This is a genomic window from Candidatus Saganbacteria bacterium (genome assembly GCA_026387835.1).
In the GTDB taxonomy this organism is placed as follows: Bacteria; Margulisbacteria; WOR-1; order JAKLHX01; family JAKLHX01; genus JAPLKZ01.
Genome location: JAPLKZ010000007.1, coordinates 78,981 through 105,510, shown reverse-complemented (window position 1 = coordinate 105,510; position 26,530 = coordinate 78,981). Strand labels below are relative to the sequence as shown.

Here is a 26,530-nt window from a genome sequence, read left to right as displayed (position 1 = left end):
TCTTACCTTTCGGTCTGCTCCTTGTGAAGGCTGTTGTTATACCACTCTATTGTTTTTTTGAGACCTGATTCAAAATCCGTCTTTGCGCAAAACCCAAACTCTTTTTGCGCGCGGGAGACATCGAGCATCCTGCGGGGCTGGCCGTCCGGTTTTGTCGGGTCCCAAACGACTTTCCCTTTAAATCCCGTCAGTTTTGCGATCAAGTCGACCAGGTCTCTGATCTTTATCTCAAAACCCGCGCCCAGGTTCACAGGGTCCGGCTTGTCGTACTTTTCAGCCGCGAGAAGTATGCCCTCCGCGGCATCCTCAACATAAAGGAACTCACGGCTCGCGTTTCCCGTGCCCCATGCCTCAATTTGAGCATCGCCCCGTTTTTTTGCTTCAACAAATTTCCTGATGAGAGCAGGGATAACATGGGAGGTTTTAAGGTCAAAGTTGTCACCCGGTCCGTAAAGGTTCACGGGAAGAAGAAAAATACTGTTAAAACCGTACTGCTGCCTGTATGCCTGCGACTGCACGAGCATCATTTTTTTTGCCAGCCCGTATGGCGCGTTGGTCTCTTCGGGATAGCCGTTCCATAAGTCTTCTTCCTTAAAAGGAATAGGAGCGAACTTAGGGTAAGCGCAAATAGTACCTATCGCAACGAATTTTTCTATCCCAAAAAGACGCCCCTGCTCAATAAGCTGAACACCCATCATAAGATTTTCATAAAAATAACGGCCTGGATTTGCCATGTTCGCGCCGATCCCGCCCACTATTGCCGCAAGATGTATAACAATGTCAGGTTTTAAGTCTTTGTACATCTTGATTATAGGATCTTTTTCCACCAGGTTATAATCCTCTACGAGAGGCACGAATATATTTTTGCAGTCTTTTTGTTCCAATTTCCCGGTCAAATGAGAACCTAAAAAACCCGCGCCCCCTGTAACGGCGACCCTTTTATTTTTCCAAAAATCATCGGGCATGAGAATTGTTATCCTTTTAACTGCTTCAGATCTTCCCTTACCATTATTTTTACAAGCTCATCAAAAGTCACTTCAGGGCTCCATCCCAGTTTCGACTTCGCTTTTGAAGGGTCCCCCTGCAAGTATTCGACTTCCGCCGGCCTGAAATAGCGCGGATCTATCTCGATCAAGATTTTACCTGTTTTCTTGTCAAGCCCCTTTTCGTCGGTCCCCTTGCCCTTCCACTCAAGTTCAACGCCTGTCTCAAGAAATGCTTTTTCGCAAAACTCCCTCACACTGTGCGACTGCCCCGTTGCGACAACATAATCATCCGGCACTTTTGCCTGAAGCATCAAGTGCATGGCCTTAACATAATCAGGCGCGTATCCCCAGTCTCTTTTCGCGTCAAGATTGCCGAGCTTTATCTTGTCCGAGAGGCCCAGCTTTATCTTTGCCGCCCCGATGGAGATCTTTCTCGTGATAAAAGTTTTGCCTCTTCTCGGGGACTCATGGTTGAACGATATTCCGCTGCATGAAAAAAGACCGTACGCCTCCCTGTAATTGACCGTTATCCAGTGAGCGTAAAGCTTGGCCACGCCGTAAGGGCTTCTCGGGTGAAAAGGTGTTTTTTCGTTCTGAGGAACAGTTTCAGGCAGGCCGCCGAACATCTCGCTGGTGGAAGCCTGATAAAACCTTGTTTTTATCTTTGTTTCTCTGATCGCGTCCAAAAGGCGCAAAGTGCCGATAGCATCTGTCTCTGCAGTATATTCCGGCACTTCAAAAGACACTTTAACATGCGACTGCGCGCCCAAATTGTAAATTTCATCCGGCTGGGTATTTTCTATAAGGCGGTTCAGGCTTGAAGAATCCGTCAGATCGCTGTGGTAGGTCTTTATCTTGTCGAATATATGATCTATTCTTTCGGTATTAAAACTCGAGGACCTTCTTAGCGTTCCGTGGACTTCATACCCTTTTTCCAAAAGAAGTTCCGCGAGATACGACCCGTCCTGCCCTGTTATTCCCGTTATCAGCGCTTTTTTCATATATGTTGCCTTTCTATCTCACCGATCCAATAATCAAATGTGTCTTTTAACGTTTTTTCAAGAGGGATCGAAGGCAACCAGCCGGTTTTTGAGACGAATTTTGCGCAGTCCCCCTGCATGACGGGAATATCCGATGGCCTCAGCCTTGAAGGGTCCGTTTCAACGGTGATCTTTTTCGTGCTGAAAGACAGAAGAATATCAAGCATTTTCCTGATGCTGACGGCCTTTCCCGAACATATATTATATACTTCCCCCATGTCCCCCTTTTGCAGGGCGAGCCGGTACGCTTTTGCAATATCTCTTACATCAGTATAATCTCTTCGCGCCTCAAGGTTGCCTGCTTTTACTACCGGCTCTTGTCTGCCTTTTTCTATCAGGGCGATCTGCCTGGCAAAATTAGAGGTCACAAAAATATCCGAATGCCTGGGCCCCGTATGGTTAAACGCCCTGGTCCGGATGATCTTCATGCCATAACTCTTAAAATACTGGTAGCCCAAAAGGTCCTGGGCGACTTTACTGACCGAATACGGCGAAAGAGGCCTGAGCTGAACGTCTTCATTTATGGGGATATCTTTTTCCGTTACAAGGCCGTATTCCTCACTGCTTCCGGCAATATGGAGCTGCGTGTCCGGCTTTAACATGCGGACCGCTTCCAGAATATTTATCTGACCTATTACATTAGTATTTATTGTTTCTGCCGGGCTGTTCCAAGAAGCCGCTACCGAGCTCTGCCCCGCCAGATGATAAACCTGGTCTGGCTTAATATCTATTAGCATCTGCTTTACGGAAAACGCATCGTTTATGTCGCATTCAAGGAGTTTGATCTTATCCTTTATATTCTCGATATTGTCTTTGCTGCTCCGCCACCTTGCCGCCCCAAAAACCTCCATTCCTTCAGCCAGGAGATGTTCGGCCAGATGACTGCCGACAAAACCCGTGATTCCTGTGATAAGTACTTTCATAAGGTTTATATTATTATAACATTCCGAAAGAAGCTTGGATCAAAAGGTTAATCTGACCGAAGATCGTTTGGAATGATCATGGGTTGCGGAACCATTCAACAGTATTTCTTATCGACTCATCAAAGGTGAATTTTGGCCGCCAGCCGTATGTTTCTATGAATTTGCTGTCATCAAAGACGAACTCATCGAAAAGCCTTTTTTTGAATTTCTTTACCGCAGGAAATATGGCGGATGCTGCATTAAATACGCCTTCCGGAACGTACAATAATCTTTCACCATAACCCATCGCCCTGGTTATCGCGCAGTAAAGCTCGCCGGACGAAACGTCCGCATCTTTTATATTGTATACACTGACCTTCTCCGCAACGTCATGCTCCAGGGCCCGCAACAGGGCCAAGACAAGATTGCCTACATAAAGAACGCTCCTTTTTCCCACTGACGCTCCCAGAGGAAGGAATAATTTTTTTGAAGCGGCCCGAAGAAGCGGGAGCATATTCCCCTTGTTCCCCGGCCCGAATACCATGGGAAATCGCATTATGACCAGGCGGGCATTTTCAGAGCTGTTCACGAGCTCGGTCAGTTTTGACTCGGCGATCGATTTCGACGCCCCGTAAGGTTCTTCCGGAACGGACGGATCCTTCTCTGTATAATGTCCCGGCCTTTCACCATATACCTTAACGGTACTTGCAAAGATGATCTTTTTTGCGCCTTTAAGTATGGACTTTTGCGCCACGTCGACGGCAAGGCCGATATTATCCTTTTCATATTCCCGCTCCGGATATTGCGACCTTTCCTTCATTTGGTGAACCCTGCCGGCAAGGTGGATCACGGCATCCAAATATCCCAGGTCCTGAATATTCCGGCAGAAGTTCTTAACGCCGATATCCGCAAGTCTCTGCCTTGCCCCGTCGTCCTTTTCCGAACATATCGGGTCTATTCCCTGCCGTATCATCTCCATTACCAGCTGGGTTCCGATAAATCCTCCCGCTCCTGTTACCAGAACTTGTTTCATTTCAATATCTTCTGCCTTATCTTCAAGGCCTTATGAAAAAGATAGCTCAAAAGATTAAATCTTCTGCCGTTCTCCATGAAAACCTGACGCATTTCTTTGGTTATCGTAATTGCACTCGACAGGCCTGTGTTACTTACGCCGCAATCCCTCATCTTCACCATCATGCGCGGGATATAACGCGAGCTGATCCCCGCGATCTCCAGGAACCTGAACATCAGATCAACATCGGCTGCTATCTTAAAATCAAGCCTGTAATACCCCAGCCTTTCAAAGAGTTCTCTTTTACAATAGAACGTAGGATGGGCCGGCGTCCAGCTTTTTTCAAACAATCCGCTCTTGAAGGCGCACGAATCCCATCTGCGCGTCACCTTATTGACGTCATTCCTGTCGACATACACAAGGTCTCCGTACACGCAATCCGCATCGTTTTCCACAAACGTCTTGGCGATATCTTCCACAACGAACTTATCATAGAACATGTCATCCGAATTCAGAACGCCGACAATATCACCTGTGGCAAGTTTAATGCCTTTATTCATGGCATCATAGATCCCTTTGTCGGGCTCGGAAATATATTTTCCTATTTTTTTTCCGTAACTTTTTATTATCCCGGCAGTTCCGTCAGTTGAGCCGCCGTCAACAATAATGTATTCGATGTTTCTATATGTTTGTGACAGCACCGAATCGACAGCCGAAGCGATCATTTCTTTGTTGTTGAATACTACGGTCACTATTGAGATTTTAGGATTTTTCATAATTTAACTTCCTTTCTAAAGCAGTGAAAGGTAAACCTGTTTTGTTTCCCTGTATGCATTGCCCCAGGAAAACGATTTTGCTCTTTCAATCCCGGCTTTTCGGAATTTGTCCGCTAGGACGTTATTACATATACTTTCGATCTGCCTGGCAAGGCTGTCGGGATCCCCGGCATCAAAGAACAGTGCCGCGTCCCCTGCTACTTCCCCGAGAGAAGAATTGTTTGCCGTTATAACAGGACATCCCGCCTTAAATGCTTCCAGGACAGGCAGCCCAAACCCTTCATACAAAGATGTGCAAATATATGCCTTTGCGCAGTTATAATACAAATTTAATTCCGCCGCATCACAAGTGGAGGTCCTGATAACTTTATCTCCGACACCATGCTCTTTTATCAATGATGTGTGTTTCGAAAGCAATTGCCGTTCACCGCCGACAACAAAGACGCATGGCAAAGACAAATCCTTTTTCTTTAATATCCCCATTGCCTTGATAAGCACGGAAAAGTTTTTATAGCCGTCTCGTTTTCCGACATACAAAAGATATGAATTCTTAATGATACTTTGCCCGTTAATAATAATTTTATCCGGAATTGCTTTCATCTTATAAAACTCATCGCCTGCCGCCAAACTGATGACTCTGATCTTATCTTTGCTGACATACGGATAATATTTCATCACGTCATTCGCCGTGCTTTTTGAAATGCAGATCACAATGTCAGCATGCCTCAGGGCTCTCGTTCTTATCTTGTGGAGAAAAGCTGCCATAGAGCTCCCTCTAAACCGCTCATAGATGCAATCGTATACTGTTACTATATTATTGACCTCTCTGCCAATAGCATACCTGAAGTAACTGGAATGAAAAACAGCCGGGGCATCCAATCTCACGGGCAAGAATTGCATGGCTATTGAAGGTATGGGCAATTGATGCCGTTTTTTTTCTTCCGGGATAACTGTCTTCCGCCTGAATATGTTGCCCCCTGCATGCGCCGGTTCCAGGAAGGAAAGATCAGCAAACTCATCGTCCGCAATAAGACGATCTAAGATCTCTTGCCAATATCTGCTTATGCCTCCCGATCTCTGCAGGCCGAATATTATATTATCCAGGACCAGCTGTTTCATTTTTCACCGTATCAAACGACTCGCTCTTAAAACACAGGCCGGCCGCCACAAATGACCAGACGAACAAATTGAGAAAATTCCCGCTCGAGAACATCCCCGAGTCGAATACACAGCTGATCAAGAACGGTATGTACACCGCGTTAACATACACCCCCCTGATCTTTGTGCTGCGCAGTTTTAATATTATCAGAAAAAGCACGGTGATCAGAAAAACAAAAGGGATTACTCCGTTCTCTATAAGGTAGTCAAGGTAAAAATTATCTATGCGGAATTTGGAAAACACACCGTACTCCGCTATGGATGCCATTGCCATCCCTGATCCAAAAAAAGATATATTCCCTGTCATCCAAATACTCAGGCGTTTGCTTAGCCACAGATTTATCTCTTCATAATATTGGGCCAGGAAAAGCAGAGGTATTCCGATATATGTAAGGCCGTATAAGATAATGGTCGGAACAAACTTTATCCGTTTTAGCAGAAAAGAAAGCAGCAGGAAATTAGCATAAAAGAACAAAGTATTCCTTGAAGAAACAAAATAGAGCAGGACCAATACCGGCAGATCGAAAAAAATGACGAACTGATATTTGATCTTTTTATCTGTTATGAAGAACCGCGCCAGAAGTATCGGGATCAAAAGTGCGATACTTGCTTCTTTGGGGTGAAAATACCCGAGCAATAGTCTCGGTCTGCCGTACCAAGTGTTATATATGAACCCCGCGGCGTTAAATAACAGATCTATGAATACAGGGATCATCGAGACAGCAAGAAAGAGGATTATTATGGAGAATGTATCCCTTTTTGTCCAGTATTTACTTATTATCACAGCCGCGGCAAAAAAGATAATATTCTGAAAAGCCATAACCCATCCGGTCCAGTTAAAGAACAAGAATGGAATAAACACGGGAAGAAACACCATAAAGAGAAGCAAGTGCCTTTTATTGATGACTTTGCTGAAGGTGAACATCCCGACAACACATATCATTGCGATCATAATGTGTTTCGCTAAATAAAGCCACTGAAAATGCGCTTTTAAATAGAATGCGCTTGAAAGAACATAAAAAAGGTAAGAAAGAAAGAACAGTACTATGAATATTTTTTTTATTGATACCTTCATTTAAACCACTTGATGGTTTTTATAAGGCCTTCCTCAAAATCGACTGCCGGCTGCCAGCCCAGTTCTTTCACCGCTCTGCTGATATCCGGACGCCTGACTTTGGGGTCATCGACCGGCATCGGACAATAAACTATCTTGCTTTTACTTCCTGTCAGTTTAATGATCTTTTTCGCCGCATCGATCACTGTGGTTTCATTGGGATTTCCCATGTTCACGGGCTCATGCACGGCCGAATTTACCAGTTTATATATCCCGGCGACAAGATCGGAAACATAGCAAAAGCTTCTCGTCTGTTTTCCTTCACCGTAGACGGTCAGCGGCTCATCACTTAATGCCTGATTAATAAAATTGGGGATGACCCTCCCGTCCGCTTTCCGCATACGCGGCCCGTAAGTGTTAAAGATACGGATGATCCGGGTGTCCACATTATGGGCGCGGTGATAAGCCATCGTCAGCGCTTCGGAAAATCTTTTCGCCTCATCGTAAACTGCCCGGGGACCGACCGAATTGACATTCCCAAAGTAACTCTCGGTTTGCGGATGTTCCAACGGGTCCCCGTATATCTCAGAAGTTGACGCAAAAAGATATTTCGCGTTCTTTTGTTGCGCGAGATCCAAAGTATTAAATGTGCCGATCGAGCCTGCCCGCATTGTCTCAAGAGGGATCTTTAAATAATCTATGGGGCTTGCCGGCGAGGCAAAATGAAGTACGCAGTCTATACAACCGTCTATCTTGATCTGCCGGCAGATATCCTGCCGGATGAAACTAAAACGCTCATTTTTAATGTTGTGCTCTATATTCGCCGGGTCGCCGGTAATAAGATTGTCAATGCAAATAACATGATGGCCTTGCTGCAGGAGAAAATCGGACAGATGCGACCCGATAAATCCGGCCCCGCCGGTCAGCAAAAATCTTGTCATCTTCCTGTGCCTGTATATTGAAAGCCCATCTCCCTCATGCGCCGGGGGTCATAAATATTTCTTCCGTCGATAAGGACCGGCATTTTCATCGAAGTTTTTATCCTGCTAAGGTCCAGTTCCTTGAACTCGTCCCATTCGGTTATAATAAGCAGGGCGTGGCTTCCCTCGGCAGCCTGATAGGCATTTTTGCAGAATGTTACCTCGCGCAGAATATTTTTTGCCGCGTTCATGGCTATCGGATCATAAACTTTGACCTTGGCCCCCTTTCCCCGCAGTCCGGCAATAATATCAAGGGAGGGGGCATCCCTCAGATCGTCTGTCTGCGGTTTAAACGATAAGCCCAAAACACCAATTGTTTTATTTTTCAGGCCCTTCAATTTTTTTTCAACCTTACTGACAAAGGCTTCTCTCTGGCTGCGGTTAAATTCGTTAGTGGACTTCAGTATAACCGGCTCATAACCATGGCTCTTGGCAAGATGTATCAATGCGGAAATATCTTTAGGAAAGCATGAGCCTCCGAACCCGACGCCGGCGTTCAAAAAACCTCTTCCGATCCGTTTGTCCAGCCCCATGCCAAATGCGACCTCGATAATATCGGCTCCCAGCCTTTCACAGATATTCGCCATTTCATTGATAAAAGATATCTTTGTTGCAAGGAACGCGTTCGAAGCATATTTTATAAGCTCCGCGTTCTTAATACTGGTAAAAATGATATGCGCGTTCAAAGGGCGGTAAAGATCGGTGATCAAATTGAAAGCTTTATTATTGGAGGCTCCGATCACTAAACGGTCGGGCGACCGGAAATCTGAAAGCGCTGAGCCTTCGCGCAGGAATTCCGGGTTTGAGACGACTGCGAAACTTTTTTTCGGAATACCGTATTTTAAGAGCGTCTCTGTGACCAGGTCCCCCATCCCGACAGGGACAGTGCTTTTATTCACAATAAGTTTATAGCCCAGGCTGCTTTTGCGGACTTTTATGCCTTTGCTTTTTATGGCCCGCGCAATACCTTTTGTCACCTGGATAACGGCCGTCACATCCGCTTCACCCGTGGCTTTTGGCGGTGTACCGACCGCGATAAATATTATCTCCGCTTTATTCACCGTGAGCGTCAGATCGCCCGTAAATGCGAGTCTTTTATTTTTTAAATTATGAACGACCAATTCTTTCAGCCCCGGCTCATAAAACGGGACTCTGCCTTTTTTTAAAGCGCTTATCTTCTTTTTGTTGCTGTCGACACATACTACTTCATTGCCCAGGTCCGCCAGACATGCGGCGGTCACCAATCCCACATAACCGACTCCGATCACACATATTCTCACTTTGATAAGCTCCTTATGTCTTTTTACCCGCTTTAGGGCCGTTCTTGCTGCTGTCATTCACAAAACTGTATTTAAGCAGTGTTCTCAGCGCCATAAGACCGTCTTTCCAGCCGATCTTTTTACCCTCCGCGCTTGTCCGTCCGCTGTAACTTATGGGCACCTCGAATATATGTGCGCCTCTTTTGGCAAGCTTGATCGATATTTCCGGTTCGAGATCGAAACAATTTGCTCTGATCGGTATGGATTTTAGAAGTTCGGTGCGTACAGCTTTATAGCATGTTTCCATATCCGTAAAATTGATATTTGTCACGACATTGGTCAGAAAAGTTAAAAAACGGTTTATGACCGCGTGCCTGTAATTCAGAAGGCGTTTATAATCCCCGGTTAAGAACCTGGAGCCAAAAACCGCATCGGCATTTTCTTTGACAAAAGGGGCCATTATCTTGTGATAATCATTAGGGTCATATTCCAGGTCCGCATCCTGAATAATGCAGATATCATTCCCTGCCCTGTCAATGGCAGTCCGGATCGCCGCGCCTTTTCCTTGATTTCTTTCATGCTCAATATAGATCAATTGCCCGGGGTGCTTTTTTTGAAGTTCGCGCAAAATATCTCTCGTACCATCGGTAGATCCGTCGTCAACCGTAATGACCTCGATCCTGGAGATATAAGGGCTCTTGACCGCAAATACTCTTGCGATACATTCTGATATCGTGGATTTTTCATTGTATACCGGCATCAACACTGAAAGCGAAAGACCGGTTTCTCTGTTATGTTCCGGCAAATCAGTTTGTTCCTTTCTTTCATCGGTCATGGAATATATTTTATCATATCCGGACAGAGTTAACTATTGACCGTACAGCATAACCAGCGAACCAAAGCTGTCATAGCCGATTACTTCTCTATATTTAAACTTTTTTGCATATTTTTGAGAGATTTTCGGGTCTGATCCGATACATATAATTACAGAAGGCGTAAAATCAGCGGGGATAGATCTTGAAATATTCGTGACCCCCACATGTTCCATGCGGAATTTTCTGCCGTTGCCCTCAAGAACGATCCACAACGGATATTCATATTCCTTGCTAAACTCTTCCATTCCGATCTGCGAATAGTTGCGCCTTTTAATTGTCTCAGCGATCTTCTTATAGCATTGATATGTTTCCGGCTTGGCGGCAAAATAAAAATATTGCCTTGACCGGGTAAAAAGCGAATATTTATATCTGTCAGGCACGAACGGAGGGATTGCCAAAGGTTTTTTAATATTGAACACTAACGGCGGGACTGCCACAAAAAATAAAATCAGTAGAAATAATATCAGGGCCGCTCTGGAAAATATCCTTTTCATTGCTATTCCCGTAATCGGGGAGAACAATAGAAAAACAGGCAGCATCAAACGGTTAAGCCACGGCTGGTATTTGATGAACACAAAAAACAGCAAAAAACCCGCGGCTACCGAAGAAAAATAATACAGCAATTCTTTATTTCCCCTGCTGATATTTTTACTGAAAAGAGCCAACCCGCAAATAATGATCAATAATAAATGCATGGGATTACCCACAAGATCCTCATGGGGAATGTAGGTTTCAACTGAATAGTTTGCAAATGCTGAAGTCCTCCGGTCATTGATATCAACTTTAGATAAGTGATGAAGATCAGCGATGGCCGTATAGATCAGCCTGTTTACCGCACTGGAAGGGGTGTTCAAATTCAAAGAAAAATACTTCACAATATTTGACGCTATATTGCGAGGCGAGTGTATCTCGCTCTGAGTATAGTCATCATGAGGCCCGAAAGGAGCGTGAAAAAGCGCCACATTCCTCAAAAAGAAACCTGAGTTTAATAATACCGCGGTCAAAAATACAAGTAAAAATGTCTTCCAGGAATTCTTCATGTCCCTCCTGAACCAAATGACAAACAACCATAGAACAAAAGGCGCGGCAAAAAAGCAGGCCGTTGGCTTAGTAAGCACCGCCAGGCCTAAAGCAACTCCCGCGCCGATAACATTCAGAGGACCGTTTTCATGGTTCGATCTGACAACAAATAATGCCAGGCATAAAAGCCAGAAAGCGGTCAGATAATCGGTTTGGGTGCTGGTGGACTGCATAATACCCATTGGTATCGTGGACACGACAAAACCGGAAATTATCTGAGCTTTTATGCCGCCCTTCATTAATTTAACAAGCAGAGTAACTGCGATAATGCTTCCTATCATTGCAAACCACTGGACAAAATTGGCCAAATAATCATTCCTCAATAAAACCTGAAAATTCAAGATAATAAATTCTGCGCCCGGGGACATGTATAACTGACGCAATGTATGAGTAGGATAGTTAAGCACGCTATGGTTCTGCGCCCAATGAGCTACCCGGGCCATATGATAGGTCATGGCATCAGAATTATTCGGCGGGGCTAGCAAAGCGATGACAAACGTCAAGGCAATAACGAAAACAATCGTGCCTATCAATGACTTATCAAAGGGATCTAAAGACGGCCTTGAACAAGCCCCGGGGGATCTCCGATGACGCATCGAAAAAAGCGCTATTCCTGCGGCTATTGATGCGCCCAACCATGATATTGAGACGTAAATCGGAACAATAGCTTTAAAGATGCTCAGGATCTCAATGATCAAAGTCGCCGTTAGCCCCGCCATGAGAGCAGTCCAAATAAAAGCCTCCCGCAAGACGGTATAAAAACCTTTACTATTATCCGATAAGAGCTTGATAAAGCCGAGAAACGCCAAAATACAGAATATAAACGGGAAGACCATTAACATATGGAGCTGCCTTTTTCTGTCCGTTTCATATCATTCATATGGGATCCCCTGTCATTTTTCCAGCTGATCCAAAAGACTTAAATATTTTTCTTTCGCTATCTCAAAAGAAAATTTGTTCCTCATTGTGTCTATTGCGTTGTGCCGCAGCTTATATCTTAAGTCGCCGTCGCTTATTAATCTTTTTACTGCTTCACAATACGCGTTAACATCACTTTGTCCGCACAGAATTCCATTATAACCATTTATGACTATTTCCGGAATACCCCCTACATTTGCCGCTATAATTAAGGCGCCATTCTGCATCGCTTCTAACAACACGATCGGAAAGCCTTCGCTGCGGGAAGGCATTATCAAAATATCCATGTCTTTATCGTCAAAAGGATCCCTGACAAATCCGCGATACCGGAAATACTCGGGGTGTAAGCCTGAATAGCTGGCAACCTGATCCTGCATCGCTCCGTCTCCTAATATTTTAAATGCCACTTTTTCCTTTAAGGGCAAAAGGCCGTCTGCGATTTTCAGCAAAATATCTACGCCCTTTTCTTTTGAAAGCCGGCCGATGTACGCGATATTAACCCTTGAATTGCAAGTTTGCTCTTTGTCAATGCGTATATTCTCCTGCGATTTTATGCAGTTATAGATCACTTCGATTTTATCCTGTTCAACCCCGTAATCACTTATCGTCTGCGCGACAAATTTTGATACGCAAACAAATTTGTCGGTATTCTTTATCAATACTTTTTTGAATGCCTGGATGACGGATCTCCACGCGAAGCCGATGGGGATATCTTTGTAGTTACAATGAACGACGCATACGTGCCTTATATTTTTACGGAAGACCTTAATGATACAACAAAATACGGCTGTTGTTAGTTCGTTTGAAACAATAATGTCATATTCCTGACTTCGAATATTCAAAAATAGTCTTGAAAATGCATTAAACATCGATACAACCCTGCTTTTCAAAAGAGGATTGTTCTTTCGGGGCCCTTCTCCCTGCAACGACCTCAAAGATATCGTTTTATACGAATACTTCTCGCTTATCATGGAAGTGAAAGCATCAATGAACGCATTAACGCCTCCATAAACCCCCCCATAATAGAAAACCAGCACTTTTTTCTTATTCATTTATATATTCTGCACTTGACGCCATGTCCTGAACAGATATCTTTCTGGACACCTCCAGCGCGTTTTTGCCTATATCTCGGGCTTTCTCTTTGTCAAACAGCAGATCCAGCACGGCGTTTTCAATCGCTTTAGGATCATTTGGGGGTATAAGCAATCCTGAAAAACCATTTTCAATAATCTCCGGAATACCCCCGACATTAGTTGATATCACGGGTTTTTTCATTGTGTGGAAAATGAGGAACTTTCTTCTTTTCATATGAGCATTTTTATGGCAACATTAAGCATTTTCGCAGCAATATACTTAAAATAGCTATATACCGCAAATAAGAATGGGTTAGCCCTAATTTGCAGTTTTAATGCCTGTGATAATAACCGTATTAATGGTTTATGCCCTTTATAAACATTGTAATTGAACCAAATGTAATTATGTTCCACTTCCTTTTTACTAAAGTATGGAAGATTTAATATTGCTCGCCCCCTTTCCATTCTCGTATCAATTGAATCGCCCAAATAACCTTTAGCTTTACAAAAAGTATATAAATCTGTCCCGGGATATGGGTAAAATATTGAAAAATTAATCCAATCTGGCAAGCATATTTTGTTCATTTCGATTGTTTCATGAAAATCATCAACCGTTTCCCCGGGGAGCCCGACCATGTTAAAAAAAGAGACCTGTAGTCCATATTCGCGTGCTAATTTTACCGCATTTATTATGTCTGCATTTGAATAATTGCGTCTCAATATCTCTCGGCGTATTTTTTCACTTCCTGATTCAAGCCCAATATTAATAAACCTAAAATTTGCATTTTTTAAAGCATGGAATATATCCCGATAATTAACATTGGGTACAATCCTTAAATTAGCCCCAAAATGTATTTGGTTTTTATGTGCCTGGTTAAAACTCCTGAGCTTTGAACATAATTCTAATGTCCAGCTTTTATTGACTCCGATTGTTTCCACTTCCAGATAGATCTCGGTTTTTTGTGGATATTTATCAACCAGTTCATTTATTTCGCTAATGATATTGTCCGGAGACCTATATCTGACATAAGTTCCTGATGCTATTTTTCTTAAAGCATGATTACTGCAATAACTGCAATTAAACGGGCAACCGCGTCCCAATAAAACGGTGTGTCTTGCAGAGGCATCTTCCTTTATCCACTCCTGCCACATATCTCTATCGGGAAAAGGCAAAACATCAAGATCTGATATGAATGGCCTGGATGGATTTTTTTCTATTTTATCATCATGTTTGATCCATAAATTTGGTATTGACTGTGGGGGTTTGTTTTCTTCGATGCTTGAAACCAACTCTAAGACAGGATATTCCCCTTCTCCAATACATAAAGCATCAAAATCATTTAACGCTCCTTCCGGGTTCAGTGAAACATGCGCCCCCCCGATTAATAAAAATAAATCCGGATAGTTTGATCTTATATATCTTGCTATTTCAACAACAAATGAATATTCGCTGCTTACAGAAGTAAAGCACACCAATTCAGGCTTAAACTCATTAATATATTTGTCTATGATATTTTTGTTTTTTTCACCGGAAATTCTGCTTAATATGATCAGTTTTGTAGAATGCCCGTTTTGTTTTAAAATTGCGGATATATACGAGATCCCGAATTGGATCCATTCTGGTGATCTTAGGGGCTTGCTCGCTGAGGCTATACTGCACAAGGAATAAATAAACAGCACTTTCATTTGCTTACACCTCAATGATTTTATTTACAAGATTACTAATATTATTTTCACTTTCAATGACGAACCTTGCAATATTTATGTTTAATAATGTCGGAGCAAAAAGAAGATATGCAAATATAACGTGTTTTCGTTTTTTATAATTTTTAACGGGCATTTCTTTATTCTTCATTAATACTCTCCTTTATTATTATGGGGCTTTCTATAGATTCATAAACATTGATAGTCCTTTCGATCATTTTTTCGATGGTATATTCATCGGATTTTATTTTAGCATTCCGCGATATTTCAAGCGCTTTTTCCTTATTATCGAGCAGTTCAACGGCTTTCTGAGCTAATTTATCAATGTCTTTCGGCTCAAACAAAATTCCATTTACCCCATCATCCAAAACTTCAGGAATTCCGCCCACTTTTGAGGCAATGGCCGGCTTCCCCATCGCTATATATTCAAGAATAACATATGGCATGGATTCGTGACGGGATGGCATAACACAAATATCCATAATGTTGATATGGCTGAAGACATCCTTGACTTCACCTGCAAAAACGACTTTTTTGCTGATACCAAGAGAAACCGACAGGTCCTTCATCTTATCCCCAAGATATCCGTCCCCCGCGATCAGGAAAGTTGTATCAGGACATGAAGCGAGGACCTTTTTTGACGCCCGGAGAAAATCATCAACACCTTTATCTTTGACAATTCTTGATACAACACCGACGATCCTGTCGCGCCCGTTTATCCCAAGTTGTTTTTTTAGCCCTGCTGCATCAGACCCTTCCGCATCACTCATGTCTATGCCATTATAGACAACAGATATTTTGTCATTATCGATTTTGTAATTTTCGGCAAACATTTCTTTGCTGTTCCTTGAAACGCAGATAAACGCATCTATTTTAGTAAGCAATAAATTTGAAAGCCGATGCTTAATAAACTTCAACAATAAAGATCTCGATGCAGGCGGCACTACTGAATGAACAGTAGCCAGCAATCCATGTACTTTGGTCAATTTCGAAGCGAGAATAGCAAAAAAGCATGAGAAAGGAACATGCATATTGAGGTGGACAATATCAGGTTTTTCCTTCATTAATATACCTGTCAGGCCAAGCCATATTCGCGGTCTTGAAAGCTCATATATTTTTGTATTATTGATTTTGCCCCTGAATTTGAAGCTGTTTTTGTTTTTTGGAAGAACGCATATTGATCGATACTTGGCCCTGTCGAGCTTATTGATCAAATCGACCAGATATTTTTCGGCTCCGCCGAATTCAGCGGAATCGCTGTAAAATACGATCTTCTTCATTTTTTTATTAAAAACCTGATTTTTGCTTTAATGCTCTTAAGCTTTTGCCCGGCAACAGTTCTCAAAAACATGTCTTTTATCCCTTTTGAGAAAAGATATTTAATTACGGATGGCAGGCGCCTGTTCACAAAAACAGTCCCAAATAGCAGCTCCCGTTTCCGGGTCCAGAAATATTTATACTGCTCATTTCCTCTCAAAAGATCGAATATTTTAATGCCTCTTTTTATCGCGTTTTCTATAAGGCTCGCGAGCAAAAGCTTTCCGGGGGAATATTGCCGGTACTGGGGGTTATAAGTCGGCGTATACCAATAATATCTATCAGCGTAAACGAACCCGTAATGCATGGCAACGATATTACCGGCGCAGTAAAGGCATGACATTTCCAGCATTCCGCTGCCGTCCAGATCTCTTGAAAGCAAGCGGTACCTGTTCATAAGCGATTCATCATGGAACTGGCTTACGTGCTTTTCTTTTTTCCATTTTTTCTTGTGCAGATCAAAAAAAACGTTAAGCAAACCGTCTATTTTACCGCGTTCATTGCACACTTCCAACTTAAGCTCCCCAAGTTTTTTAATATTGTTAAACTGCCGCACAACATCGGACCTTACCTTTTTATGCAGGCTTTTAAGATATCCCGCAAAATTTTCGAACTGCCCGATATCCGCTAATATGGAGACATCTTTTTCCTCAAAGCTGCTGCTGAAGAATTCTGACGTTATATTGCTCCAGCATTCAAAATACGCGGATGTTTGGGGTATATAAAGAAATTCGGCCCAGTCCCATAATGATGAGAGCGATTCAATCTGTTTTATCAACAGGGCAAAATTATCCGCATGATCTTTTACAATAATAAAATCCAGATAATCGGAGACCTCATGGGCTATGAATTGAAGCTTTCTGACCTCCAGTACGCCGAAGTATTTTTTTCTGAGTATCATCATCGGCGCGGCCGCGACAATATTATCGCCTTCTATTATCAATACGACAAACAATCCGTTGCCTGCGCCAAAGCACTTCCACCAGTTTAAAAGCCATTCGTGCCTCAGGAAAAAGATGTTTGACGGGCTCTTCTGAGCCGCGTTCCACTTGTCTTTTATCGCTTCGAATTCATTAAGATCACGGATGATCTTAGTTTCCATATTCCCTCCAAACCGGGACGAGGACTACCTGCCTATAAAACCCGGGGCATTCTTTTAAGCTTGAAGGAAGCGTAGGCCAGGGAGAACAGTAAATACCCTTTTGACACATATCTCTGATAAAGCCCTTGACATCCTTGACATAAACCGGAAAGGCGTACGGAACAACTCCGTCAGGCAGTTCCTTAAATACCGGCTCGGCATCTTTAACAGTTCTTAGCAAATATGAAAAAGCATTTCTGCGGACCTTCTTTATGTTTTCATAATCGCTTCTTTTGGCGATGAACTCTGCGAGTTTTGATCGCCTCACAAGATATTTTTCCAGATTAGTTTCTTCCTCTATACTTTCGTCCTTTGGGTCATAGATATCATTTTTGCCCGGCGGATTTTTCAGCGCCTTGACCAAATTGACCCCGAAAACATCTTCTATATTCAGATTCAGCTGCCTTAATAAGAACGCCGCGTCGCCTCGGCCTGCTTTAAGCAAAGGATCTATATTCGCAAATATCCGGGAATTATTGATCTTTAGGGCCGCGCCATTAGGTACCGGAAGCGTTTTTCTTATGCTGAATATCGAAATATCGCCAAAGCTACCCAAAGGATGCCCCTGATATCCGCTCAAAAAACCATGGGCATTATCCTCAATATATAAAAGCCTATTTTCAGCACAGACCCGCTTTATCTCATCAATTTTTGACGGAAAACCAAAATAATTTACCGCAAGAATAGCTTTTGCGTTTTTTGTGATCTTGCTTTTGATATCATCAATATCCGGCGAAAGATCGCGCTTAACATCAAAATATTCAACATTGATCCCCGTATAATTAAAAGGGGCCAGTACAACATTGCATATATACGAGGGGATTAATACCGTGCCGCCTTTTTGTATGCCAAGCGCCTTCAGGCCGTACATAAGCGCCGTTCTGGCAAAACCGAAGAAAAACACATCACTGCCGTCCAACGGCTCGGGATAGCCGTATCTTTTCCCAAAAAACGATCTAAAGTCCAACACCGGAGCAATAGTTATTTTTTGCACTTATTATATATCTTCCTTATGGCCCTTTTTAACAAAACCGGGAGCCACGACAGTTTTATTCTAAACAAAAAAAGATTATCTGAGGAGTTAACGGCTACTCTTGGCAAAGCAAAAACTCTGCTTCTTTTATTTATATGCCATTCGGAGGTTGAAAATGACAGCTTAAAACCATTATTCGTAAGAATAAGTTCATGAGTTTCGTTATAATCTGATATTCCGCCATAGGGATAAGCAAATACATCAGCAACAATTCCAAGATTTTCTTCGATCGCTTGCTTTGATCCTAATATTTCATTTCTCGCTTCCTCTTGCAAAACATTTGAAAGTCGTACGTGGTTTTTTGTGTGCGGTTGAAATGATATAAGATCGGTCATCTCCTTTATTTCTTGCCACGTCAATGCAGATCTATTTAATATTAAATCGCCTGTTTTATACTGCAGTTTTATTTTATCTAGCCATTTCCTTCTTTCCTCTTCTTGCATTTTAGCCATTTGAAGCGCTATTTCATTACCGGAAATGGAAGAACCCATTAAATATGACTCTAATTCATCCCACCAAATCACCTTGTTTGTGCCTATAAAATCTGTCGGGAGAAATACTATTGCAGGAACATTGTGTTTCTTCAAGATCGGATATGCAAACTCATAAATATCCGTCTGCCCGTCATCGAATGTAATTAATACTGATTTTTTTGGAAAAATGAGGCCTTTCTCAACACATTCCACAAATTCATTTTTTGATAATACACTAAAATTCTTTTTGAGGAATGCTACCTGCTTATCAAACTCATCTACATAAACTGTTATAACGTCATTAGGATATATCCTGCCTCCAGGAAGTCGGGGCCTGATCCTGTGATACATTAATGCAACACAATTATTTGGCATAAAAGCTTTGTTCATGCCTCCATTCATTCAAATATTTTTCAAGTGATATTTTCCATCCAGGCATTATATCAAGCCCCAGTTGCTCAAGCTTAAAGTTCCGCAGAGCGGTGGATTGCGCCCTTTTTGCGGGTGCTTTAAAAACGCTTGACGGTACGGGAATTACTTTATTTTTTGTTCCCAATTGTCTTGCAATTTCCACGGCCATCTCATACCGGCTGCAGATGCCCTTATTCGCAAGATGATAAAGACCGCAAGGTTGTGTTTTTGTCACAAGCTTTATTCCGGCTAAAAAATCCCCGGCAAATGTTGGGGTGCTATATTGATCCTCAATCGCTTCTATGTCCGAATTTTGCTCACACTTTCTTATGATCTGACCCACATATTTCTTATCCCGCTGCGGACCTCCGCCTATCATCCAATCAGCTCTGAAAATATAATATTTTTCGAGAATTTCCCGTACGATCTTTTCCCCCTCAAGCTTTGTCCTGCCATAGACATTTTGAGGGTCGGCCCTGTCATTTTCGCTATGGAGCTGCCTGCCTTTTCCGTTAAACACGTATCCGGTGCTTATGTAGATAAGCGTCGAACCAAGCCGTTTGCAAGCTTCGGCCACATTCTTTGTGCCTTCAACATTGATCTTATAAGCGTGCTCAATCTCTGTCTCACATTTGTCAACATTGGTCTCTGCCGCAAGATGAAGCACATATTCCGGCCTATATTTATTCAGTTTTCCCTCAAGAGACGCCCTTTTGCTGATATCCAGCTCCGGAAGATCTGTTAAAATGAGCTCTTCATCACAAAAGACTTCTTTTACGTAAGAACCGACCATTCCGTTCGCGCCCGTGACAAGGATCATTGGATCCTCCTGTTATTCAAATAATTGGAACCTTTTGCCTAATAGCTTGCTTATCAAATCGGAAAAAGCCGTATAAGTCATAAATCTGCTAAAAATCAGCAACAAAAGAACTTTAATATTTGCCGTATCTTTAAATATTTCCGTAAAGATCCGGCCTGCCCTGTTTTTTTCTCCCCTCTTCCACTCAAGAAGCCCCTCCCTCTTTTTAAAGTTCATCTTCACGCCTGTCAGTTCAATTGAGTAATCACTTTTGAAGTTTGGAATAAATTCGTTCAGTTTTTCAAGGACCTTTTTTTCTTCTCTTATGGCATCGCTCTCTCTGCCCCAGCTGTAGTTCCTGTCATGGATCCTGTATTTAGCCAAAGGTTCGTCCACATAATCTGCCGGATATTTGCTGGCAATCCTCAGAAAAAGATCATATTCCTCCACCATCATCATTTCCGGATCAAACAAGCCTGTTTCTTTTAGGACTTTCCTGTCTATCACTACCGTCTCGAGCGAGAGATTATATTTTCGCAAAAGATCTCTGAATATCATCCCTCTGCTAGGTTTGCTTTTGGAGTAGAAGGAATAAAGGTCTCCTTTTTCATTAAAGAAGGTCGTATCGCAATAAACAAGCCCTGGTTTTGGGGTTTTTTGAAATAGCCGCATTTGTTTTTCTAGTTTTTCCGGCAGCCACAGATCGTCGTGATCAAGAAAGGCTATGTATTTTCCGCTTGAACGCTCTATCGCCGAATTTCTTGCGGCGCCTATCCCCTGATTTTCCTGATAAAAATATTTAATCCTTGGATCTGTCATGGTTTTTATTATTTCAGAAGTCCGGTCCTTTGACCCGTCATCTATCAGGATAATCTCATAGTCCTGAAAAGTTTGAGAAAGAACACTTTCCACTGTTTCTTTAATATATCTCTCGCAGTTAAAGACCGGTATATTTACGCTTACCAGGGGCATGAACAGTTCTCCTTCAAAAAAAAGATCTTACCGAGCTGATCACTTCTGAGACATCCTCGTCTTTCATGTCGTAATAAAGAGGCAAGGTCAAGATCTGTTTATATACTTCATCAGTGGCCGGAAGGTCCGATCGGTATTTTTTGTAGTAAGTAAAATGATGACTCGGAATATAGTGTATCCCGGAACCGATGCCGTCTTTTTTTAAATGGTCCATAAGTTCGTCGCGGTTCTTCTTTACCTTTATGATATATGTAAACAACGCCGTTTCTTTGTAATTGGTCTTGATTATTTCGAGCCCTTTAACGCCCGACAATTCCTTGTCATACCGCGAGGCAATTTCTTTCTTTCTTTTAATAAACTTGTCTATTTTTTTTAGCTGTTCCATTCCTATGGCCGCGTTTATATTGCTCATGTGGTACCTATAACCTTGGGTCACCACGTCGTAGAACCAGTTTCTTTCGTTGCGGTATCTGCTCCAGGTATCTTTGTCAATTCCCAATATCCTTTTTTGCTGCATAAGCTCGATCAGTTTCGCATCAGAGGCCAATACTGCCCCGCCTTCCCCGCAGGTAATGTTTTTAATAGGATCAAAACTAAAACAGGTGATGTCTCCTATAGAACCTATCTTTTTCCCTTTGTAAGACGAACCAAACGCGTGCGCCGCGTCTTCGATCAGGGACAAGCCGTTCTTTTTGGTTATCTCCAATAGCCTGTCCATATCAAAAGCTTCCCCCCTGTAATGGACAGCCATTACCGCCTTTGTATTTTTGGTGATCTTTGAGGCGGCATCGTCAATATTGATGTTCAGAGTACCGGCTTCAATATCACAAAATACGGGAACAGCTCCTGTCGCCGATATTGCCTGCAGTGAGGCTACAAACGTCAGAGAAGGCACTATCACTTCATCGCCTTTGGTTATCCCGAGCGAGTCAACCGCAAGATGAAGAGCGGATGTCCCTGTATTCACCGCCACAATGCCTCTGCCCTTTGCACCTAAATACTCCAGGACCTTATCCTCAAATTCTTTTACTTTTGAACCCATTCCAAGCCAGCCGCTGTCAAAGATCTCCTTAACAGCCCTTAGTTCTTCTTCGCCTATCGACGGCCTTGATACAGGTATCATGGTTTCCCTCCTAGATCTTTTTGTAAACTTCCATCGTCTTTTTGACAGCCGTTTCCCATCTGAAAGTGTTCGCGTAAGCGTGTGCATTCTTTATCCTGGAAGGCTCGGCAAATGCCGCCAGGCGGTTTTCCATTTTCCTGAACAGTTCGTCCGGACTTTTCGGATCAAAATATTCAACATTATCTTTCCCAATTTCCCTAAAAACAGGGATATCAGAAGCAATGACCGGACAACCACAGGACATAGCTTCCAGCAGAGGAAAGCCAAAGCCTTCGTACAGGCTCGGAAAAACAAGGGCGGTAGCACCCTTGTAAAGACGTATCAGCTCTTCATCCGAAAGATATCCTTTGTCAACAACAGCATCTTCAAGCTTGTTTTCTCTTATTATTCCTTCTTCAAGCTGCTTGTCTTTATTTCCGGTATCAGGACCGACAGTAATAAGTTTAATGCCGTTATATTTTTTATAGAGCTTCCCAAATGTTCTAAGCAGCAAAGGATAATTTTTGTACAGGTTCCTGCCGCCGACAAAAAGAAAATATTTTATATCGGTTTTATTGCCGATGATCTCCTGATCGAGATATTTGCTGTTTAAACCGTGGTATATCACATCGATCTTATCCGGATCAACGCCTTTAAACAGTTTTAAAATATCGCTCTTTGTGGTTTGCGACACTGCAATAAGCTTTTTTGACCTTTCTATTGTCAATTTATCCGAAAGGACAAAGTTCTTATGCCCTGCAGAGCCTCCCAACAACTCCGGGAAAAGCTGAAAATTGAGATCATGCACAGTAGTAACTATCCTGTTCTTAAAAGTGAACATCGGCAGAGTGTTAAGCGTTGAATGGAAAATATAGTCGCGGAAGATGCCGTTTCTTAACGCAGCCAGATCAAGTATGAGGCCGCGCAACCGGATATTATCAAATATTCTGCGGGGTCTTAAGACCGGCTGAAAGATGTGCCTCAGATTATTTTTTCCTTTGCCTTTTGCGGATATTTTTTTAAACGCTTCATTACACGGGTTGTCAGAGAGAATAACACATTCAAAAGAATCTTCCGAGAGAAGACCTGAAAGTATATTCTCCCACATTCTTGATATGCCGCCGTACGTTTCCCTGGAAAAATAATAGCCGTCATAGAATACTTTTATAGGCACTACTTCTTCCCTTTCGCTACCCAAAAGTCATAATATGGGTCTTTTGAGAACACTCTCTTAGCACTCAGATCGCGACAGACAGAGCCGTCATATCGGATTTGTTTGAAATCATTGAAAGGCAAATATCGTTCCATTTCCCGGCGATCCCTCTTCCAACCGGTCTGTTTCCACCCGTCGGGTTTTCGAGAAGAAGCTTTTTTCCCGAATAGTTTTTTCGCCAATATTTTTATCTTTTCTCTAAATCCAATTGTTGCTGACGAGCTAAGAATAAACCCCCCGCCTTTCTTTATGATCATATTAATATTAGAAAATAATCCGGGCAAATCCTCATTTGGGATGGCATAAATCATATTCAGCACTAAGACCAGATCAAAGCTCTCCGGGACAAATGGCATGTTTCTGGCATCAAGAGAAGTGGTAAAATCCACCTCACCGGAATATCTTTCACGCAAAAAGTCCATGACCGGCGAAACGTCGAAGGCAGTAACTGCATAGCCCTTCCTTGCCAGATACAGCTCTTTATCACCATAACCGCATCCGATAGACAGTACTTTTATGTTTTTATTTGGAAAGTTTTTGGTAATGATTTCGGCTATGGCTTGTTGTCGCATGGATGGAGGATCTATCCCCATATACTGTTCATATTCATTCATATTCATTGCATAAATAGTTTTGTGCAAGGAGAGTTCTTTGCACATATTTATTTCCTCTGTCGTCCACTGCGAATTAAGCCAGTTGGGATCACCGACCTTATCAGGGAACAGCTCCTTTGCCTCCTTGAGATGTGCATCTGAATATAAGGATGTGATCATTATTGTTCCCCTTGTAAGCTTCTAAAAAATCGTGCGATCCTGGCGCATGCATTTTGATCAAGATAGTCATACACATATTGTTTCATTATTTCACGCTCCTTAATAAATTGATCTTGGCCGGAAATCAAAATTAATTCCAGGCTTTTAACTAAATCCGGCCAATTTTCTGCTTTTACTCCGGGTGTGATTTTCGCATAGTCGCAATATAACGGCCGCTCTTTTAGATAATCGGCATAATCGAAATTTGCAAAGACTATGGGTTTATCCATAAGCAGGTAATCAAAGCAAATGCTGGAATAGTCTGTGATCAGTATATCCGCTTTTTTGAGAAGGGGATACAGGTCATCGGTATTATCAAAGAATATTCTTTCTTTATTTTGCGCTATATCCTTGTACTTGTCAGAATCAAAAGGATGGAAACGTATCAGAAGAACGCTGTCTGTTTTTTCCAGAAGATCATTTATTTGGGCCTCACTAAAGCCGTAATGAAATAAATCGAACTCCTTTCGGCTCCTAAAAGTCGGAATGTAATAGATCATATTCTTAAACTTTCTGCCTTTAAATATTTTGTAATAGTCTTTATTTGATTCCTGATCATTGACTTGCAGCATATAATCGCTTCTCGGCAATCCCGTTACTTTGATATTAGCCGTTTTCACCCGCAATGCGGTGCTCAGGATTGGAGATATGTTCTTAGACGGGCTGAATGCGTAATCGGCTTTTATATATTCAAAAGGCGTTGACAAGAAATTAATTGCTCTTTTTAACAGGGGACATTCCTGTGTCACATCGTAGCCCATTTTTTTAATGGGCAATGTAGCATGAAAAAGGTCTAATATCACAGCTCCCCGTGTCACCACAGGATTTACATCATACGTCAGGCTGTGTGTAATAAATATGAACTTCGCACGCCAGCAGAACCAGGATCCTTTCAGGCTTCTTGCATGGAACGCCTCAAAACCCTGCGCCCTCAGGTCTGAGATGATCTTATTATTGCGGCTAATCCATACAGGTCTATATTCCTTACAGTTCTTTGCTATGTATAAGAAAAGATATTTCGCGTTGTCACAAAACTTTTTGCCTTCCCAGCTCCCGAACACCACTATATCTTTTCTGCGTGGGACCAATCCTAACAGAAAATAGGCTAAAAACATGACCATGCAGACCATGGTATAAAAAATGAGACTTAATATTGTTTTTATTTTGCTCATGAAGCAAGCTCCCATCCTTTTGAAAGAACATACTTGAACCATACTCCTGCAAGCAGCGCGGTCAAAACGGAAAGCGTCACTATCGAAGTGAAGAAGGAACCGTTTATGATGCCCAGTTCATACGCGACGGAAGCCAGGACTATCCCGGGACCTCCCCTGGTGTTCATCGCAACAGCATAATTGAATCCCGTGAAGATATCTTTTCTCATCACTGCCGTAGCCAGCAAGGTACCGACTGCCTGCGCTGCCAGCGCCACCAGCATGAACAAGATAAAGAACTTGGGATCGAACTGGCTGATGAAATTAAGCCTGATGCCGACTATGGCAAAATACACGGGCACAAAGAACGAAAGAGCGTTCTCCTTTATGCTTTTCCTCGCATTTTCAAACTCGTCTCCCGGAACTGTCCCAATTATGATGCCTGCCAGGAACGCACCAAAGACTATATTGACGTTGAGAAGGCTTGCTATCGCTGAAAAAAGGAAGCAGATGAACAGCGTATAACCGAACACCGATGATTTTATCAGCAGGTTAGCCCTCATCTTGTTGCCCGCGGCTACGATCCTCGGGACAAAGGCGGCTCCGAGGACAAAGAACACCAGCGTAACGGCTACTGTCATGGCTATTCCTGATACCGATAGATCTTTTGAACTCACAAGTCCGGTTGCCACGGCAAGGGCTATCCACAATATCAGATCATGCGCGGTAGAAGCGGTCAGCACTATCTTTGCAAATCCGGTCTTTATTATGTCAAGGTCCAGAAAGATCTTCGATATGACCGGGATGGACGTCACGGCTACCGCTATCCCCATCACTATCCTGAAAGCCAAAGCGTTCTGAGCGTAACCCATGAGTGATGGCATATCAGCAGCATATGTGAACAGCCACCCTGCGGTGAACGGGATGACAGTGGAACCGATAAGTATGGCGGATATCAGGTTCCTGTCCTTTTTCTCAAATACCCTGGGTATCTCATAACCGGAGACGAACATCAACAGCACAAGACCGAACCAGTACATGACCGATAGAAGCTTCCCTTCCGAAGGAAAAGCATCAAATATTACTGTAAAGAAACCCGGAAAAACAGCACCCATAATAGACGGTCCGAGGACTATTCCCCCGAAGATTTCACCGATCACCCTGGGCATTTTGAACTTATGGAAAATATAACCGAAAATATTTGCGAAGCTCAACAAAAGCACGATGGCGAAAAAGAACCTCGTCAGCTCATGGTTTGTAAGCGTTGATATTACTGGAATAGGCATGAG

At 42.7% G+C, this 26,530-nt stretch carries 26 protein-coding genes; all 26 read right to left on the bottom strand.

Going from position 1 to position 26,530, the window contains the following annotated elements; translation table 11 throughout:
* Positions 1 to 2: 2 nt before the first annotated feature.
* Positions 3 to 965, bottom strand: a complete 963-nt coding sequence (locus tag NTZ10_03120) for a GDP-L-fucose synthase (GenBank protein ID MCX5749219.1) — start codon at positions 963 to 965, stop codon at positions 3 to 5.
* Between the two features lie 8 nt (positions 966 to 973).
* Positions 974 to 1,987, bottom strand: coding sequence for a GDP-mannose 4,6-dehydratase (gmd, locus tag NTZ10_03115; GenBank protein MCX5749218.1), 1,014 nt, complete (start codon positions 1,985 to 1,987; stop codon positions 974 to 976).
* The gene (locus NTZ10_03110; GenBank protein MCX5749217.1) at positions 1,984 to 2,949 is read right to left on the bottom strand and encodes a GDP-mannose 4,6-dehydratase; all 966 of its coding nucleotides are present in this window, start codon (positions 2,947 to 2,949) and stop codon (positions 1,984 to 1,986) included. The genes gmd and NTZ10_03110 overlap by 4 nt, the downstream gene beginning before the upstream one ends.
* A 76-nt stretch (positions 2,950 to 3,025) precedes the next feature.
* A complete protein-coding gene (locus tag NTZ10_03105; GenBank protein ID MCX5749216.1) occupies positions 3,026 to 3,961 on the bottom strand; it encodes an NAD-dependent epimerase/dehydratase family protein in 936 nt (311 codons plus the stop codon).
* Positions 3,958 to 4,716: a glycosyltransferase family 2 protein gene (locus NTZ10_03100; protein ID MCX5749215.1), complete on the bottom strand. Its 759-nt coding sequence runs from the start codon at positions 4,714 to 4,716 to the stop codon at positions 3,958 to 3,960. The genes NTZ10_03105 and NTZ10_03100 overlap by 4 nt, the downstream gene beginning before the upstream one ends.
* Before the next feature lie 15 nt (positions 4,717 to 4,731).
* Positions 4,732 to 5,835, bottom strand: a complete 1,104-nt coding sequence (locus NTZ10_03095; protein ID MCX5749214.1) for a glycosyltransferase family 1 protein — start codon at positions 5,833 to 5,835, stop codon at positions 4,732 to 4,734.
* The gene (locus NTZ10_03090; GenBank protein ID MCX5749213.1) at positions 5,813 to 6,949 is read right to left on the bottom strand and encodes a hypothetical protein; all 1,137 of its coding nucleotides are present in this window, start codon (positions 6,947 to 6,949) and stop codon (positions 5,813 to 5,815) included. Before NTZ10_03090 ends, NTZ10_03095 begins: the two co-directional genes overlap by 23 nt.
* Entirely contained in the window at positions 6,946 to 7,869 is a 924-nt protein-coding gene (locus NTZ10_03085; GenBank protein MCX5749212.1) for an SDR family oxidoreductase, read from the bottom strand. The genes NTZ10_03090 and NTZ10_03085 overlap by 4 nt, the downstream gene beginning before the upstream one ends.
* Positions 7,866 to 9,188, bottom strand: a complete 1,323-nt coding sequence (locus NTZ10_03080) for a UDP-glucose/GDP-mannose dehydrogenase family protein (GenBank protein MCX5749211.1) — start codon at positions 9,186 to 9,188, stop codon at positions 7,866 to 7,868. Before NTZ10_03080 ends, NTZ10_03085 begins: the two co-directional genes overlap by 4 nt.
* A gap of 13 nt (positions 9,189 to 9,201) precedes the next feature.
* The gene (locus tag NTZ10_03075) at positions 9,202 to 10,002 is read right to left on the bottom strand and encodes a glycosyltransferase family 2 protein (GenBank protein MCX5749210.1); all 801 of its coding nucleotides are present in this window, start codon (positions 10,000 to 10,002) and stop codon (positions 9,202 to 9,204) included.
* Positions 10,003 to 10,035: 33 nt separating this feature from the next.
* On the bottom strand, positions 10,036 to 11,430 hold the full coding sequence (locus tag NTZ10_03070) for a glycosyltransferase family 39 protein (GenBank protein MCX5749209.1): 1,395 nt from the start codon (positions 11,428 to 11,430) through the stop codon (positions 10,036 to 10,038).
* 585 nt (positions 11,431 to 12,015) lie between these two features.
* Positions 12,016 to 13,092 (bottom strand): glycosyltransferase family 4 protein, encoded by a 1,077-nt coding sequence (locus NTZ10_03065; protein MCX5749208.1) that lies wholly within the window; start codon positions 13,090 to 13,092, stop codon positions 12,016 to 12,018.
* On the bottom strand, positions 13,085 to 13,348 hold the full coding sequence (locus NTZ10_03060) for a glycosyltransferase (protein MCX5749207.1): 264 nt from the start codon (positions 13,346 to 13,348) through the stop codon (positions 13,085 to 13,087). The genes NTZ10_03065 and NTZ10_03060 overlap by 8 nt, the downstream gene beginning before the upstream one ends.
* Positions 13,345 to 14,799, bottom strand: coding sequence for a radical SAM protein (locus NTZ10_03055; GenBank protein MCX5749206.1), 1,455 nt, complete (start codon positions 14,797 to 14,799; stop codon positions 13,345 to 13,347). The genes NTZ10_03060 and NTZ10_03055 overlap by 4 nt, the downstream gene beginning before the upstream one ends.
* Before the next feature lie 4 nt (positions 14,800 to 14,803).
* Positions 14,804 to 14,968 (bottom strand): hypothetical protein, encoded by a 165-nt coding sequence (locus tag NTZ10_03050; GenBank protein MCX5749205.1) that lies wholly within the window; start codon positions 14,966 to 14,968, stop codon positions 14,804 to 14,806.
* On the bottom strand, positions 14,958 to 16,097 hold the full coding sequence (locus tag NTZ10_03045; protein ID MCX5749204.1) for a glycosyltransferase family 4 protein: 1,140 nt from the start codon (positions 16,095 to 16,097) through the stop codon (positions 14,958 to 14,960). Before NTZ10_03045 ends, NTZ10_03050 begins: the two co-directional genes overlap by 11 nt.
* On the bottom strand, positions 16,094 to 17,236 hold the full coding sequence (locus NTZ10_03040) for a GNAT family N-acetyltransferase (protein ID MCX5749203.1): 1,143 nt from the start codon (positions 17,234 to 17,236) through the stop codon (positions 16,094 to 16,096). Before NTZ10_03040 ends, NTZ10_03045 begins: the two co-directional genes overlap by 4 nt.
* On the bottom strand, positions 17,226 to 18,269 hold the full coding sequence (locus tag NTZ10_03035) for a DegT/DnrJ/EryC1/StrS family aminotransferase (protein ID MCX5749202.1): 1,044 nt from the start codon (positions 18,267 to 18,269) through the stop codon (positions 17,226 to 17,228). The genes NTZ10_03040 and NTZ10_03035 overlap by 11 nt, the downstream gene beginning before the upstream one ends.
* Positions 18,257 to 19,171, bottom strand: coding sequence for a polysaccharide deacetylase family protein (locus tag NTZ10_03030; GenBank protein ID MCX5749201.1), 915 nt, complete (start codon positions 19,169 to 19,171; stop codon positions 18,257 to 18,259). Before NTZ10_03030 ends, NTZ10_03035 begins: the two co-directional genes overlap by 13 nt.
* Positions 19,146 to 20,012, bottom strand: coding sequence for a dTDP-4-dehydrorhamnose reductase (rfbD, locus tag NTZ10_03025; GenBank protein ID MCX5749200.1), 867 nt, complete (start codon positions 20,010 to 20,012; stop codon positions 19,146 to 19,148). Before rfbD ends, NTZ10_03030 begins: the two co-directional genes overlap by 26 nt.
* A gap of 12 nt (positions 20,013 to 20,024) precedes the next feature.
* On the bottom strand, positions 20,025 to 20,963 hold the full coding sequence (locus tag NTZ10_03020; GenBank protein ID MCX5749199.1) for a glycosyltransferase: 939 nt from the start codon (positions 20,961 to 20,963) through the stop codon (positions 20,025 to 20,027).
* 13 nt (positions 20,964 to 20,976) lie between these two features.
* Positions 20,977 to 22,086, bottom strand: coding sequence for a DegT/DnrJ/EryC1/StrS family aminotransferase (locus NTZ10_03015; protein MCX5749198.1), 1,110 nt, complete (start codon positions 22,084 to 22,086; stop codon positions 20,977 to 20,979).
* A 10-nt stretch (positions 22,087 to 22,096) separates the two neighbouring features.
* Positions 22,097 to 23,239: a glycosyltransferase family 1 protein gene (locus NTZ10_03010; protein MCX5749197.1), complete on the bottom strand. Its 1,143-nt coding sequence runs from the start codon at positions 23,237 to 23,239 to the stop codon at positions 22,097 to 22,099.
* Entirely contained in the window at positions 23,239 to 24,051 is an 813-nt protein-coding gene (locus NTZ10_03005; protein ID MCX5749196.1) for a class I SAM-dependent methyltransferase, read from the bottom strand. Before NTZ10_03005 ends, NTZ10_03010 begins: the two co-directional genes overlap by 1 nt.
* Positions 24,051 to 25,262, bottom strand: coding sequence for a CDP-glycerol glycerophosphotransferase family protein (locus tag NTZ10_03000; protein ID MCX5749195.1), 1,212 nt, complete (start codon positions 25,260 to 25,262; stop codon positions 24,051 to 24,053). Before NTZ10_03000 ends, NTZ10_03005 begins: the two co-directional genes overlap by 1 nt.
* Positions 25,259 to 26,527, bottom strand: coding sequence for a cation:proton antiporter (locus NTZ10_02995; GenBank protein MCX5749194.1), 1,269 nt, complete (start codon positions 26,525 to 26,527; stop codon positions 25,259 to 25,261). The genes NTZ10_03000 and NTZ10_02995 overlap by 4 nt, the downstream gene beginning before the upstream one ends.
* Positions 26,528 to 26,530: the final 3 nt, after the last annotated feature.